Below are 12,104 nucleotides of genomic sequence, written 5' to 3'. Positions count from 1 at the left end.
CACCACCATGCTGCGGCGGGCCGGTCCCGACGGTTCGGGGGCCACCGGCCTCAGGCCCGGAGACCGGTCCCGACGCGCTCGGCGTCTCCGACGTGACCCGGGCCCGGCCCGGTGGCGCCTGCGCCTGACCGCGCCCGCGGCCCTGCCGAAGCGGGCGCCGGGCCCGCGCGCACCGGCCCCTCCCGTACCGCCCGGACGGGCGGTACGGGAGGGGCACTTGTCGTGGTTCAGGTCCCGGCAGAGCTACCAATAATGGCGACGGCCGGCGACCGCGTGGCCCATGGACCCCATGATCCACAGGATGGCTCCCACCACCAGCAGGATCACGCCGATGGTCCACAGGATCGAGATGCCCGTGAGAAAGCCGATGATGAGCAGGATGACGCCGAGGGCGATCATGACGTGCCTCCAGCCGGTAGTGGTGCTCCTGTCCTCCGGGTTCCCCCGATGCGCCGGAAATCGCAGCCGGGAGGCAAGAATTTTCCCGGAGTCCGGTCCGCGATGTTGACTCGCCGTATCGGCAGCCGCACATTACCTATCGGTAGAACCCCGCGGTAATCCTGTGGCCGGCCAGGTCTTCCGCAGGTCCGCCGCACGTCCGTGGTACGTCTTCCGCACGCTCTTCGCTCATCCGTCGTACGTTCTCCGCTCGTCCGAGCCGCCGCGTCACCCCGCTCCGGCACTTCCGCGGCACCGCCATGCCCGCACGTCCCCGTGTCCCGTCCCGTGCTCCCGAGAGGGGAGAGTCATGCCCATGCCCGCCCTGCGCCGGGCCCTCGCCGCGACCGCCGCGGCCGTCGGCGCGCTGGCCCTCGGTCTGACCGCCGGCCCCGCCCAGGCCACCGAACCGCTGAACTACGCCGCCCTGGGCGACAGTTACAGCGCCGCCTCCGGTATCCTCCCCGTCGACCTCGGCAGTCCGCTCTGTCTGCGCTCCACCGCGAACTACCCCCACGTCATCGCCGCCCGGACCGGCGCGCGGCTGACGGACGTGACCTGCGGCGCCGCCCAGACCAAGGACTTCACCGAGTCGCAGTACCCCGGCGTCGCCCCGCAGGCCGACGCGGTCACCGCGGACACCGACCTGGTGACCCTGACGATCGGCGGCAACGACAACGGCACCTTCATCAACGCCGTGCTCGCCTGCGGCACCGCGGGCGTGCTCAGCGGCGGCAAGGGCAGCCCGTGCGCGGACAAGTACGGCACGTCCTTCGACGACCAGATCGACGCCTCCACCTACCCCGCGCTGAAGACCGCGCTCAGCGGCGTCCGCGCCAAGGCGCCCCGGGCCCGGGTGGCCGTGCTGGGCTACCCGTGGATCACGCCCGCGACGGCCGACCCGTCCTGCTTCGCCCGTCTGCCCATCGCCTCGGGCGACGTGCCCTACCTGCACTCCTTGCAGGCCCACCTCAACGCCGTGGTCCGGCGTGCCGCCGAGGAGACCGGGGCCTCCTACGTCGACCTCGCCGCGGCCTCCACCGGACACGACGCGTGCCAGGCGGCCGGCACCCGGTGGATCGAGCCGTTGCTGTTCGGGCAGAACGTCGTCCCGGTCCACCCCAACGCCCTCGGCGAGCGGCGCATGGCCGAACACGCCCTCGGCGCCCTCGGCCTCGGCTGACCGGCCGCGGCCCCGCCCGGCCCGCGGTCACGCGTCGGCGAACAGCGGGTCATAGGGCGTCGCGCGCGCCCGGCCCGCCATGAAGGCCAGGAAGTCCCGCACGAACGCCGTGCGCGTGTACGTGCCGTCGGTGCCGCCCGTGCCGCCCGGGTCCCGTCGGAAGGCCCGGCGGAACAGCGCCCGGTACTCGTGCGCGTCGACACGTTCGTCGCCGTCGGCGTCGGTGACGTCGAAGAGCACCTCGGCCACCCTGATCAGCGCGGGCCCGGCGAGCGACGGCACGGCCTCGGCGTACTCCCGGCAGCTGACGCGGCCGTCGCCGTCGGTGTCCAGCGCCGCCTGGAGCTCCCGCCACCAGCCGGCGAAGGCGTCGTAGAGCCGGGTCTCCGCCGGTTCGTCCAGGTCGAGACGGCCGGCGAGCTCCCGGGCCATGGCGGCGAGGTCGGGCCAGTCCACGAAGCCGTCCCCGGTCTGGTCCAGCACCTCGGCGAAGAACTCCTCCGCGCTGCGCCGGGCGTCCGCCGCCCGGCCGGGACCCGGCTCCGGCGGCAGGGGGGTGATCAGCCGGACCAGGGCACCGGCGCGCTTCATCCGGTCCACCAGCGCGCCCATCGAGCGGCTCCGGGGGTCGTCGCCGTCGGGGGAGAGGGTGAGCAGGGCGGCGATGGCATCGGTGCGGATCCAGCCCGCGGGGAGGAAGCGTGCCAGGCCGGCGCCCAGGTAGGCGCCCTGCATCAGGGTCTGGGCGCCGGGCAGCTCGGGCAGTCCCGCCCGCCTGCGGAAGGGCTCCGGAAGGGAGGCCACGGTGATCGCGCCGAGGAGCGGTCCGGCGAGCGCGCGGCCGGCCGCCCACAGGGTGGGCACCCCGTGCAGCAGCGGTGGCGCGGGCAGATGGTCGAAGAGCCGGTAGAGGATGACCCGCATCGCCTCCGTGTTCTCCAGTTCCTCCGCCACCACCCGGTCGAAGTAGGGCCAGAACTCCCGTACCGTGGGCGGCAGATGGCGGGCATCGCCGTCCAGGGCGGTGAGATAGGCCTGGAACTCGGCGTACAGCCGCTCGACGGCGGCCGGTTCCAGGGGCTGCCCGCTGAGCCGGCACATCGTGACACCGCTCTCGAAGAGGGTCGCCACCACCCAGGCACGGACCACGGGGTCCATCGCGTCGTAGGGCCGGTCGTGCGCGTCGGTGCCGTTCAGCCGCGCGTGCAGCCGGTTCAGCCGTGCCGCCTCCCTGTGCCTGACCTGGTCGTCGGGCCCGAACATGCGCTGGAGGCTGACGACCGTGTTGCGCAGCCGCCGCCACGGGTGGGCCACGAACGTGGAGTTGTCGATCAGGGCCGCGCCGATCTGCGGGTGCGCGGCCTCCAGCACCGTCGCCCGGACGATGGCGGGTGCCCAGCGCGGGTCGTCGAAGAAGGCGTTGAACTGGCTGTCCGGGCCGAAGAGCCGATCGGCCCCCGGACCGCCGCCGGCGTCCCCGGGCTCCTTGCCGCCTGTGTCGGTCACGTACGTGGTTCTCCGTTCGCGTCGGGCGCCAGGCCGCCGAAGCGGCGCTGACGCTGCTGATAGGTGTGCAGGCACTCCAGGAAGTGCGGTGCGCGGAAGTCGGGCCAGAGGACCGGTGGGAAGATCCACTCCGCGTAGGCCACCTGCCAGAGCATGAAGTTGGAGATGCGCTGCTCCCCGGAGGTCCGGATGACGAGGTCCACGTCGGGCGTGTCCGGGAAGGGCAGATGGTCGGCGAAGCACCGCTCGTCCACGGCCTCGGCCGGCACCCCGGCGCGGATCAGCGACCGGGCCGCCGCCACGATGTCCCCCCGCCCGCCGTGGTCGAACGCCACGGTCAGCGTCATGCCCCGGTTCCGGCCGGTCAGCGTCATCAGGTCGGCGAAGTCCCGGGCCAGCGGCGGCGGGATGCGCGGATCGGCCACACCGAGGAACCGGCAGCGGATGCCGCGCGCGTGCAGCAGCGGGGCGTGCTTGCGCACCACGCGGCGGACCAGCCGCATCAGGAAGTCGACCTCGGTGCCGGGCCGTCGCCAGTTCTCGGTGGAGAACGCGTACAGACTCAGCCACTCCACGCCGGCCGTCCGCGCCGCCTCGATGACGTCGATCACCGTCGTCTCCGCCGCCCGGTGCCCCGACGTACGGGGCAACGAACGCCGGGCCGCCCAGCGGCCGTTGCCGTCCATCACACAGGCCACGTGGCGCGGCGCCCGTCGTCGCTCCCCGTCCCTCGGGCGGCCCGGCGGCGGCCCGGAGGGCGCGGCGGATCCGTCCCCGACTTCCTCAACCGTCATGCCTGCTCCCCAGCGGCACCGAGCGGACCCTCCGTCACCCCCGGCCGTGTCGGTGCCGGGCCGGGTCCTCCAGCAGGGTGTCAGTCCCCGGTTCCGCGGACGGGGCAACGCCCGCGGTTCACCCTTGGCACTGCTGTGCGAGCGCCCGCTCACCCGCCCGCGCGCCGTTCAAACCGCCGACGGCCCGGGGGCTGGCCCCCGTGGCCGCCTGGGGCCGGCCCCCGTACCGAATCGCCTGCCTGCCGGAATGAGCGCGCCCCGCGCGGTGCCTAGCGTGAGGTCACATGGCGATCTCCTTACCGATTCCCGTACTTCGCCGTACCGGTCTCGCCGTCGTGACCGCGGTCTGCCTGCTGACCGCCGCCACCCCGGCCGCCGTCGCGCACCCCTCCCCGAAGGCGCCGCGCGGGTGCGGCCCGCACCCGGCGGTGAGCCGGTCCGTGCACCGGTTGGTGGCACACGACCGGATCGCCGGCGCCGCCGTCCTGGGCACCGGGCCCGCCCCGGGCGCCGCCTGCGCCCGCTGGACGGTGACCGACGGCGTGGCCGAGCTGCGCAGCGGACGCCCCATGAACGCCACCGACCGGCTGCGCGTCGGCAGCGTCACCAAGACCTTCACCGCGACCGTCGTGCTGCGACTCGCCGCCGAACGGCGGCTGTCCCTGGACGCCCCCGTCGAGCGCTACCTGCCGGGCCTGATCCGCGCGGGTGGGTACGACGGCCGGCGGATCACCGTACGACAGCTCCTTCGGCACACCAGCGGGCTGCCCGACTACCTTGAGGCACCCGAGTGGGAGCACCCCGAGCGGGTCCGCTACCGCCACTTCGAGCCGCGCCGGCTCATCGCCCGCGCCCTGCGGCTGCCGCGCCCGCGGCGGGCCTGGCACTACGCGACCACGAACTACCTCGTCGCCGGGCTGATCGTCCGCCGGGTCACCGGGCACGGCCCGGAGACGGAGATCACCCGCCGGATCATCGAGCCGCTGGGCCTGCGCGACACCTACTGGCCGGGCGACGACCCCCGCGTCCGCGGGCCGCACTCGCACAGCTACTTCACCGCGGCCGACGGCCGCCGCGTCGACGGCACCGCCTGGAACACGAGCTTCGGCGGGGTCGGCGGCGCCCTGGTCTCCACCCCGGCCGACCTGACCCGGTTCGCCGCCGCGCTGTTCGGCGGCCGGCTGCTGCCCGCGCCGCAACTGGCCGAGATGCGGCGGACGGTGGCCGCCGACCCCGACCGGCTGTGGCCCGGCGCCCGCTACGGGCTCGGCCTGATCTCCTCACCGCTGTCGTGCGGCGGCCGGTGGTTCGGCCACGCCGGGACCGTGCCCGGCGGACACCGCGCGCTGGTCGCCGTCGGACCCGGCGGCCGGGGCGTCGCCGTGGCCCTGACCGAGGTGCCCGCCACGCTCCCGGCCGAACTGGACTTCCTCGACGTCGTCGACAAGGCCCTCTGCGAGGGCGCCCCTGCCGAAAGGACCTCCGCATGATGACCGGCTCCACCTCCCGTGGCGGCCCCGGCCGTCCGCGCCGCCCCGCCGCACGGGCCGCGGCGGCCGTCGCCCTGGGTCTGGCGGGCGCGCTGTCCCTGGGCGCCGCCCCCGCGCCCGAAGCCGCCCCCGCGCCTGCCGTGGCCCGTCCGGCGGCCGACCCCCTCGCCCGCTTCCACCACCAGCGACCGCACTGGAAGAGCTGTGTGCTCGGCCCCGACGACGCCACCGGCAGGGAACTCGACCGGGCCGGCGCCCGCTGCGCCGACATCTCGGTCCCGCTGGACTACTCCCGCCCGGACGGCCGTACGATCACCGTCGCCATCTCCCGGATCAAGGGCACCGACACCGCGCACCGCGTCGGCGCGCTGCTGCTCAACAGCGGCGGTCCCGGCGGACAGACGGTCGGCGACCCGCCCTTCGTGCGCGCCGCCATGAAGGAGGTGGCCGCGCGCTACGACGTGGTGGGCGTCGATCCCCGCTTCGTCGGCCGCAGCACCCCGCTCGACTGCCGGTGGCCCACCGGCAGCATGGTCCGCGGCGCCGGCACCGGCCGCGCCGGCTTCGACCGGATGACCGCCTTCGCCGCCGACCTCGCCCGCCGCTGCCGCGCCCACGCCGGTGACCTGCTGCCGTACGCCGGCACCCGGAACACCGCACGCGACATGGACGTGATCCGCGCGGCGCTGGGCGAGCGGAGGATCTCCTACCTGGGCTACTCCTACGGCACCTACCTCGGCCAGGTGTACGCGACGATGTTCCCCGGCCGGACCGACCGGGTCGTCCTGGACGGCGTGATCAACCCCGCCGACTACAGTCCGCGGCTGCTGCGGGGCACGGAGCGGGCCAACCGGCACGCCCTGGCCGACTGGGCGGACTGGGCCGCCGCGCACGACGCGGCCTACGGGCTCGGCCGCACCCGCGGCGCCGTGCTGGCCGCCGTCCGGGAGGTCCGGTCGGCCGCCGCCCGCACCCCGCTGCGGCTGGGCGCGTACCGGGTGGACGAACACGTACTGCCCGTCATCGTCTTCAACGGCCTCTCGCAGGACAACCCCACGGCCTACGGCGAACTCGCCGAGGGCGTACGGGACCTGCGCCGTGCCGTCGGCGGCCGGGAGACCACCCCGTCCCCGGCACTCGCCGGGGTCCTGGGGTTCCTGCTGACCGGGCACGATTCCGCCTACGGCAGTGTGCAGACGGCCATCCTGTGCGCGGACGTGGCCGCGCCCCGCGATCCGGAGACGTACTGGCGTGACCTGCGCCGCGCCGGGACGGGGGACCGGCTGTTCGCTCCCGTCACCCACGACATCAACCCGTGCGCGTTCTGGGACCCGCCGCGCGAACCCCCGACGGCGGTCCGCGCCGGCCGGCCGGCCCTGCTCGTCAACGCCACCGGCGACCCGCGCACCACCTACCGGGGCGCCCGCGAGGTGCACCGCGGCTGGCCCGGCTCCCGGCTGGTGACCCAGCGCGACGCCGACCAGCACGCGCTCTACGGCGTCTTCGGCAGCCCGTGCGTGGACGGCACGGTCAACGCCTACCTCGCCACCGGCCGCCTGCCGGCCGGGGACGTCACCTGTGCCCGGCCCGCCGCCTGAGCCGGAGGCGGACCCGGCCGGGCGGGGGCCACCTCGCCCGGCGCCCGGCGTGCGGCACCCGCCGGTGACCGACCGCGTCCGCGAGGGGGCCCTGGGTGCCTCCCGGGCACCATGTTCGGAGTTGACGAACGTATGTTCGCGAGGCCCGAACATGCTTGGGTATCCTGGGGGCATGGCCAGCCGTACCGCCACCCCGCTCGTCCACCCGGACCGCGACCAGCTGCGGATCGACGCCGTGCTCGCCGCCCTCGGCGGCCCGGTCCGGCTGGCCGTCGTCGCCCGGCTCGCCGCCGCCGGACCGGAGGGGGAGCTGGCCTGCGCGACGTTCGCGCTGCCGGTCGGCAAGTCCACCCGGAGCGGCCACTTCAAGGTGCTGCGCGAGGCCGGGGTCATCCGTCAGCGCGACGAGGGGGCCCGGCGGTTGAACCGGCTGCGCCGTGCCGACCTCGACGCCCGCTTCCCGGGTCTGCTCGACCTCGTCGTCGCCGGGGCGCACGAGACGGTCGCCGATTGAGCGGCTGGAGCGCGCCCCTTCGGCATGGTTCCCTCGCACCTCGTGATAGTTTCATTTTCAACAAAAATGGAGTGCGGAGGAGCCCAGGTTGACCAGTCCCGTTCCGGCCGGCGCCACCCGGCGGATCTACATCGACAAGCAGAGCCCCAAGGCGTACCACGCGCTGGTGCAGACGTCCGAGGCGGTCCGCGCGACCGCCGCCGAGGCCGGCCTGGACCGCGTGCTGGTGGAACTGGTCAACCTCCGTGTCTCCCAGCTGAACGGCTGCGCCTACTGCCTGCACGTGCACACCCGCGCCGCGCTGCGGGCGGGCGACACCCCGCAGCGCCTCGGCGTGCTGGCCGCCTGGCGCGACGCCGACCTGTTCACCCCCGCCGAGCGGGCCGCCCTGGCCCTGGCCGAGGCGACCACCACGGCGGCCGACGGCGCCGCCCAGGACGCCGCCTACGCGGCGGCGCGGGACGTCCTCACCGAGGACCAGATCGCCGCGGTGGTCTGGGTGGCCGTCACCATCAACGCGTTCAACCGCGTCTCCATCATGAGCAGGCACCCGGTGCGCGCCGAGCAGTGAGCGGCCCCGCGCGAGCGCCCGCGGGGCGGTGATCCGGGTGATCGAGTCAGCTCCGGCGCGGCGCCCCGGGCCGGATCCGGCCGGTGCCCCGCGCTGATCCCGGAGTCGGATGGGCCGCCACCGGTCACCGCCCCCGAGCGGCCTCACGAGGCCACGTTCTCCTCCTCGGCCGGGACCGGCAGCACGATGATCCGCCCGACGGCCCGGCTGAGGACCGCCACGCCCCCGACGATCAGCAGGGCGCCGAGCGCCTCGGGCACCAGCCACCAGCCGGTGCGGATCCGTTCGTCGAAGAGCGTGATGCCGAGGGTCAGGCTCACCACCGCGTCGCCGATGGTCAGCGCGGGCTGCGCGGCGGCCAGCGGGCCGGCCTGGAGGGCGTTCTCCAGCAGCAGCACGGCGGCGACGCCGGCGAGCGCGAAGCCGTACGTCTGCCACGACCGCAGGAACGCCGTGAAGCCCTGGTCGGCGAAGGTGCCGCTGGCCGACTTCAGCAGGGCGGCGGTGAGGGCGTTGCCGATCGCGGAGGCGGCGGCCAGCAGTGCGGCCCGCCGGGCCGGCGGGCGTCCCCGCCCGGCCAGCGCCACCGCTACGGCCATCGCGCCCACGCACAGGCACAGGGCCCAGATCCACCGGGCGAGGGGCGCCTGGTCGGTCGCGCCGTGCGGGGCGGCGGCGACCAGCAGCAGGGCGAGGCCCGCCACGCAGCCGCCGACGCCCCACCAGCCCCAGTGCGGCAGCCGCCGGTGCATCAGCGGGGCGGCGACCAGCAGCGCGAACGGCAGCTCCAGGATGAACAGCGGCTGCACCAGCGCGAGCGGACCGTTGACCAGGGCCAGGCTCTGGAACAGCGCGGCGCAGATGACACCGGCCATGCCGATCACCCAGAACGGGCGGTGCACCAGCTCCGCGAGCAGCCTGATCCCGCCGCGGCTGCTGGCCGAGGCCGCCTTGCGCTGGAACGCGGTGCCCACGGCGTTGCTCGCCGCGCCCGCGACGGCGAACACCGCGGCCAGTTCGATCACGACGGTCTCCTGCCTGCGGCAGACCTCCCCGGGGGAGGGACGGACCTCCTCAGCCTACGGAAGGCGGCGCCGTGGTGCCGTGCGGCCGGCTCAGCCGGCACGGGTCCCACCACCCCGCCGGATACGGCCCAGCAGGTCCCGGTGGTACGCCGCGAGCCGGCCGGCCGGCACCGTGGCGGGGCTGCCGGAGAGGGTGTACCAGGTGTCGCCGCCGGAGTGCCGGACGGTGACGCGCACACTGTGGCCGTCGGGCTGGAGGATGGTCGCGACGGTGAGGTCGCCGGTGATGACGCCGACTTCGTCGGTCATCGCCCCGCCGGGACCCGCCGTGACCCGGTCGACGTAGCTGTTGACACTGGGAGGGTTGTTCATGAGGCGCAGGTTTCCATCCCTCCGGCCGGTGCGCCCCGCACCGCGCGGGCGCCGGGCGCGCGTGTCCCCGGGTCGGGCGTGCCGGCCGCGGGACGGGCGGGGGGCTCACCCGAACAGCGGGAACCGGTCGGCCGACGGGCCGAGGGCGGCACGCTCGGCGCCGGTGAGCGCGGCCCGGCCGGTGCCCACGCGCGCGTAGTGCGCGTCGCTCCACTCCGGCGGGGCCGACCCGCCGAGCAGCCCGTCCAGGGTGGCGCGCACGGCGGCCAGCCCCTCGGGCGAGGGGTCCGGGGCGTGCGGGAGCCCCACGGTCAGGTCGAGGTGGTGGACGGTCGCCTCCACCGCGAGCGTGGTGATCAGGTCGCCGGCCGTCAGCACGTGCCCCTGCGTGGCCACCCGGCGCTCGGGGCGGGCCTCCCGCGCCGCCCGCACGGTCGCCGCCAGCGTCTCCAGGTACAGCTCCTTCAGCTGGCCGAAGTCGAGGAACATGCTGCCGTTCACCCGGGCCCAGCGCCGGCCGTTCGCCGCCCCGGCGGTGTCCGGCCGCCAGTCCCGCCAGTACGTCACGGCGTCCCGGTCGACGGGCTCGTCCGTGGGGGTGTGCAGGGCCACCAGGGCGCGCTGGGCGTCCCCGAGGCAGTGGAAGACGAGGTCGCGGACCGCCCAGCCGGTGCAGCCGGTCGGCCGCCACGACTCCTCGTCGCCGAGGCCCGCTACGGCAGCCGAGGCCGCCCCGTAGGCGGCGCTCAGGGTCCGCGCCGGGGCTGTCGTGTCCCCTGTCGTCATGCCTGTCCCCTTTCCGCCGGGCGGTGTCCGGGCCGTCCCCGGCCGACGCGTCGTGGGCGCCCGCTCCGGCGGCCCCGGGCGCGGGTACCGGCGACCGGCCGGCTCACACCCGGCTCGACGTCGCCGTGTCCGCGGACAGCCGCTGGGCGACGTAGATCGGCACCACCGACAGCAGCACGAGGACCGCGGCCACGACGTTCACCACCGGTGCCTGCCGGGGCCGGGTCATGTTGTCGAAGATCCAGAGGGGCAGGGTGACGACGCCGGGTCCCGCGGTGAACGTGGTCACCACGACCTCGTCGAAGGACAGGGCGAAGGCGAGCAGACCGCCCGCCAGCAGCGCCGAGCGGACCAGCGGGAAGGTGACGTCCGCGAAGGCGCGGAAGGTGGTCGCGCCGAGGTCGAGCGCCGCCTCCTCGTAGGAGCCGGCCGTACGGCGCAGCCGGGCCACCACGTTGTTGAAGACCACCACGACGCAGAACGTGGCGTGCCCGACGATCACGGTGAACAGGCCGAGGCCCACCCCGAGCGGCTCCAGCACCGTGCCGAAGGCCGAGTTGAGGGCGATGCCCGTCACGATGCCGGGCAGCGCGATCGGCAGCACCACGACGAAGGAGACCGTGTCCCGCCCGTAGAAGCGGTGCCGGGCCACGGCGAACGCGATGAGCGTGCCGAGCACCAGTGCGATGGCGGTGGCCCCGAGCCCCGCCTTCACCGAGACCCACAGCGCCTCGCGGGCACCGGGGTTGTGCGCCGCCACCGACCACCAGCGGGTGGTCAGTCCCGGCGGCGGCCAGCTCGCGCTGCGGTCCGGGTTGAGGGAGTTGACGAGGACCAGCAGCAGCGGGGCGTAGATCACCGCGAAACCGAGCCCGGCGCCGATCCGCAGGGCGATGCGCGCGGTGCGGCCAAGATGCATGGCGCTCCTTCCTACAGGCTGTCGAGGGCGCCGGTGCGGCGGATCGCCAGCAGGTACAGGACGATCACGGCCACGGGCGCGGTGGCGAGCGCGGCGGCCATGGGCAGGTCGAGTTCGATGTTGGAGTACACGAGGTTGCCGACGAGCTGTGTCTTGCCGCCGACGATCTGCACCGTGATGTAGTCGCCGAGGCTGAGCGAGAAGGTGAAGACGGAACCGGCGGCGACCGACGGCAGCACCAGGGGCAGCACGACGGAGCGGAAGGTGCGGCCCGCGCGGGCCCCGAGGTCGGCGGACGCGTCGAGCAGGTGGGCCGGGAGCCGTTCGAGGGCGGTGTGGACCGGCAGGATCATGTACGGCAGCCAGAGGTAGGTCAGGGTGAGGACCGTGGCGGGCAGCCCGTAGCCGGGGCCGCTCAGCCCGAACGGCGCGAGCATCCAGTCGGCGAGTCCGCCCTCGGACAGGATCAGCCGCCAGGCGTACACCTTGACCAGGTAACTCGCCCACAGCGGGGTGAGGATGGCCACCACGAGCAGCGGACGCAGGCGCGGCCGGGCCACCCGGGCGGTGTAGAAGGCGACCGGGAAGGCGATCAGCGCGCACAGCGCGGTCACCGCGAGGGCCACGCCGACACTGCGCAGGATGACCTGGCGGTAGACCGGTGTGGTGAACAGCTGGTGGAAGTTGTCCGTCGACCACACCTTCACCACCTGGGAGGTGAAGGTGTCCGTCGTCCAGAAGGCGGCGAGGAACAGGACCGCCAGCGAGCCGAGGTAGAGCACGGCGAGCCAGAGCAGCGGCGCGGTGAGCAGGAGGGCCAGGCGCAGCCGGGGCCTGCGGTGCAGGGCCGCGGCGAGCCGCCGGACGGTTCCCCGGCGGGCGCCGGAGGGCAGGGCGGTCGGCACGGC

13 protein-coding genes are annotated in these 12,104 nt (G+C 74.9%); 5 read left to right on the top strand and 8 right to left on the bottom strand.

Features of this window, described 5'->3' with window-relative positions; all coding sequences use genetic code 11:
• Positions 1-243 precede the first annotated feature (243 nt).
• On the bottom strand, positions 244-399 hold the full coding sequence (locus IF37_RS44840; RefSeq protein WP_173456762.1) for a DUF6131 family protein: 156 nt from the start codon (positions 397-399) through the stop codon (positions 244-246).
• Positions 400-748: 349 nt separating this feature from the next.
• Here IF37_RS44840 and IF37_RS0109705 point away from each other — a divergent pair, with 349 nt between their 5' ends.
• Positions 749-1,621: an SGNH/GDSL hydrolase family protein gene (locus tag IF37_RS0109705; protein WP_030739338.1), complete on the top strand. Its 873-nt coding sequence runs from the start codon at positions 749-751 to the stop codon at positions 1,619-1,621.
• 27 nt (positions 1,622-1,648) lie between these two features.
• Here IF37_RS0109705 and IF37_RS0109700 read toward each other — a convergent pair whose 3' ends face one another.
• Together IF37_RS0109700 and uppS are read right to left on the bottom strand one after the other, a co-directional pair.
• The gene (locus IF37_RS0109700) at positions 1,649-3,127 is read right to left on the bottom strand and encodes an oxygenase MpaB family protein (RefSeq protein WP_030739335.1); all 1,479 of its coding nucleotides are present in this window, start codon (positions 3,125-3,127) and stop codon (positions 1,649-1,651) included.
• On the bottom strand, positions 3,124-3,921 hold the full coding sequence (uppS, locus tag IF37_RS0109695) for a polyprenyl diphosphate synthase (RefSeq protein WP_301540315.1): 798 nt from the start codon (positions 3,919-3,921) through the stop codon (positions 3,124-3,126). Before uppS ends, IF37_RS0109700 begins: the two co-directional genes overlap by 4 nt.
• Before the next feature lie 284 nt (positions 3,922-4,205).
• Between uppS and IF37_RS0109690 the strand changes: the two genes are divergently transcribed.
• From IF37_RS0109690 to IF37_RS0109675, 4 genes are all read left to right on the top strand, one after another.
• Complete coding sequence (locus tag IF37_RS0109690) at positions 4,206-5,411, top strand: serine hydrolase (RefSeq protein ID WP_030739328.1); 1,206 nt, start codon at positions 4,206-4,208, stop codon at positions 5,409-5,411.
• Complete coding sequence (locus tag IF37_RS0109685) at positions 5,408-7,009, top strand: alpha/beta hydrolase (protein ID WP_253915712.1); 1,602 nt, start codon at positions 5,408-5,410, stop codon at positions 7,007-7,009. Before IF37_RS0109690 ends, IF37_RS0109685 begins: the two co-directional genes overlap by 4 nt.
• Before the next feature lie 172 nt (positions 7,010-7,181).
• Positions 7,182-7,523 carry a helix-turn-helix domain-containing protein gene (locus tag IF37_RS0109680; RefSeq protein ID WP_037856132.1) on the top strand — a complete coding sequence of 114 codons (342 nt, stop codon included), beginning with the start codon at positions 7,182-7,184 and terminating at the stop codon, positions 7,521-7,523.
• Between the two features lie 88 nt (positions 7,524-7,611).
• Positions 7,612-8,094: a carboxymuconolactone decarboxylase family protein gene (locus IF37_RS0109675; protein ID WP_030739321.1), complete on the top strand. Its 483-nt coding sequence runs from the start codon at positions 7,612-7,614 to the stop codon at positions 8,092-8,094.
• A gap of 143 nt (positions 8,095-8,237) precedes the next feature.
• On the opposite strand, the gene IF37_RS0109670 is transcribed toward IF37_RS0109675, so the two are convergent.
• The 5 genes from IF37_RS0109670 to IF37_RS0109650 all read right to left on the bottom strand — a co-directional run bounded on the left by IF37_RS0109670 (position 8,238) and on the right by IF37_RS0109650 (position 12,101).
• A complete protein-coding gene (locus IF37_RS0109670) occupies positions 8,238-9,119 on the bottom strand; it encodes a DMT family transporter (RefSeq protein ID WP_030739318.1) in 882 nt (293 codons plus the stop codon).
• A gap of 90 nt (positions 9,120-9,209) precedes the next feature.
• A complete protein-coding gene (locus tag IF37_RS0109665; RefSeq protein WP_030739315.1) occupies positions 9,210-9,491 on the bottom strand; it encodes a hypothetical protein in 282 nt (93 codons plus the stop codon).
• Between the two features lie 105 nt (positions 9,492-9,596).
• The gene (locus tag IF37_RS0109660; RefSeq protein WP_052845067.1) at positions 9,597-10,277 is read right to left on the bottom strand and encodes a maleylpyruvate isomerase N-terminal domain-containing protein; all 681 of its coding nucleotides are present in this window, start codon (positions 10,275-10,277) and stop codon (positions 9,597-9,599) included.
• 103 nt (positions 10,278-10,380) lie between these two features.
• The gene (locus tag IF37_RS0109655; RefSeq protein ID WP_030739310.1) at positions 10,381-11,196 is read right to left on the bottom strand and encodes an ABC transporter permease; all 816 of its coding nucleotides are present in this window, start codon (positions 11,194-11,196) and stop codon (positions 10,381-10,383) included.
• An 11-nt stretch (positions 11,197-11,207) separates the two neighbouring features.
• On the bottom strand, positions 11,208-12,101 hold the full coding sequence (locus tag IF37_RS0109650) for an ABC transporter permease (protein WP_037856129.1): 894 nt from the start codon (positions 12,099-12,101) through the stop codon (positions 11,208-11,210).
• Between the last annotated feature and the right edge of the window lie 3 nt (positions 12,102-12,104).

Origin of the sequence: Streptomyces sp. NRRL S-31, assembly GCF_000718775.1 — a bacterium.
Classification (GTDB): domain Bacteria; phylum Actinomycetota; class Actinomycetes; order Streptomycetales; family Streptomycetaceae; genus Streptomyces.
The sequence above is the reverse complement of the archived record's forward strand: the minus strand, read 5'-3'. Positions and strand labels throughout refer to the sequence as shown.

Coding starts and splice junctions, on each gene's coding strand:
- uppS (WP_301540315.1), bottom strand. CDS start 3,921: ATGACGGTTGAGGAAGTCGGGGACGGATCCGCCGCGCCCTCCGGGCCG.
- IF37_RS0109690 (WP_030739328.1), top strand. CDS start 4,206: ATGGCGATCTCCTTACCGATTCCCGTACTTCGCCGTACCGGTCTCGCC.
- IF37_RS44840 (WP_173456762.1), bottom strand. CDS start 399: ATGATCGCCCTCGGCGTCATCCTGCTCATCATCGGCTTTCTCACGGGC.
- IF37_RS0109680 (WP_037856132.1), top strand. CDS start 7,182: ATGGCCAGCCGTACCGCCACCCCGCTCGTCCACCCGGACCGCGACCAG.
- IF37_RS0109685 (WP_253915712.1), top strand. CDS start 5,408: ATGATGACCGGCTCCACCTCCCGTGGCGGCCCCGGCCGTCCGCGCCGC.
- IF37_RS0109660 (WP_052845067.1), bottom strand. CDS start 10,277: ATGACGACAGGGGACACGACAGCCCCGGCGCGGACCCTGAGCGCCGCC.
- IF37_RS0109655 (WP_030739310.1), bottom strand. CDS start 11,196: ATGCATCTTGGCCGCACCGCGCGCATCGCCCTGCGGATCGGCGCCGGG.
- IF37_RS0109665 (WP_030739315.1), bottom strand. CDS start 9,491: ATGAACAACCCTCCCAGTGTCAACAGCTACGTCGACCGGGTCACGGCG.
- IF37_RS0109705 (WP_030739338.1), top strand. CDS start 749: ATGCCCATGCCCGCCCTGCGCCGGGCCCTCGCCGCGACCGCCGCGGCC.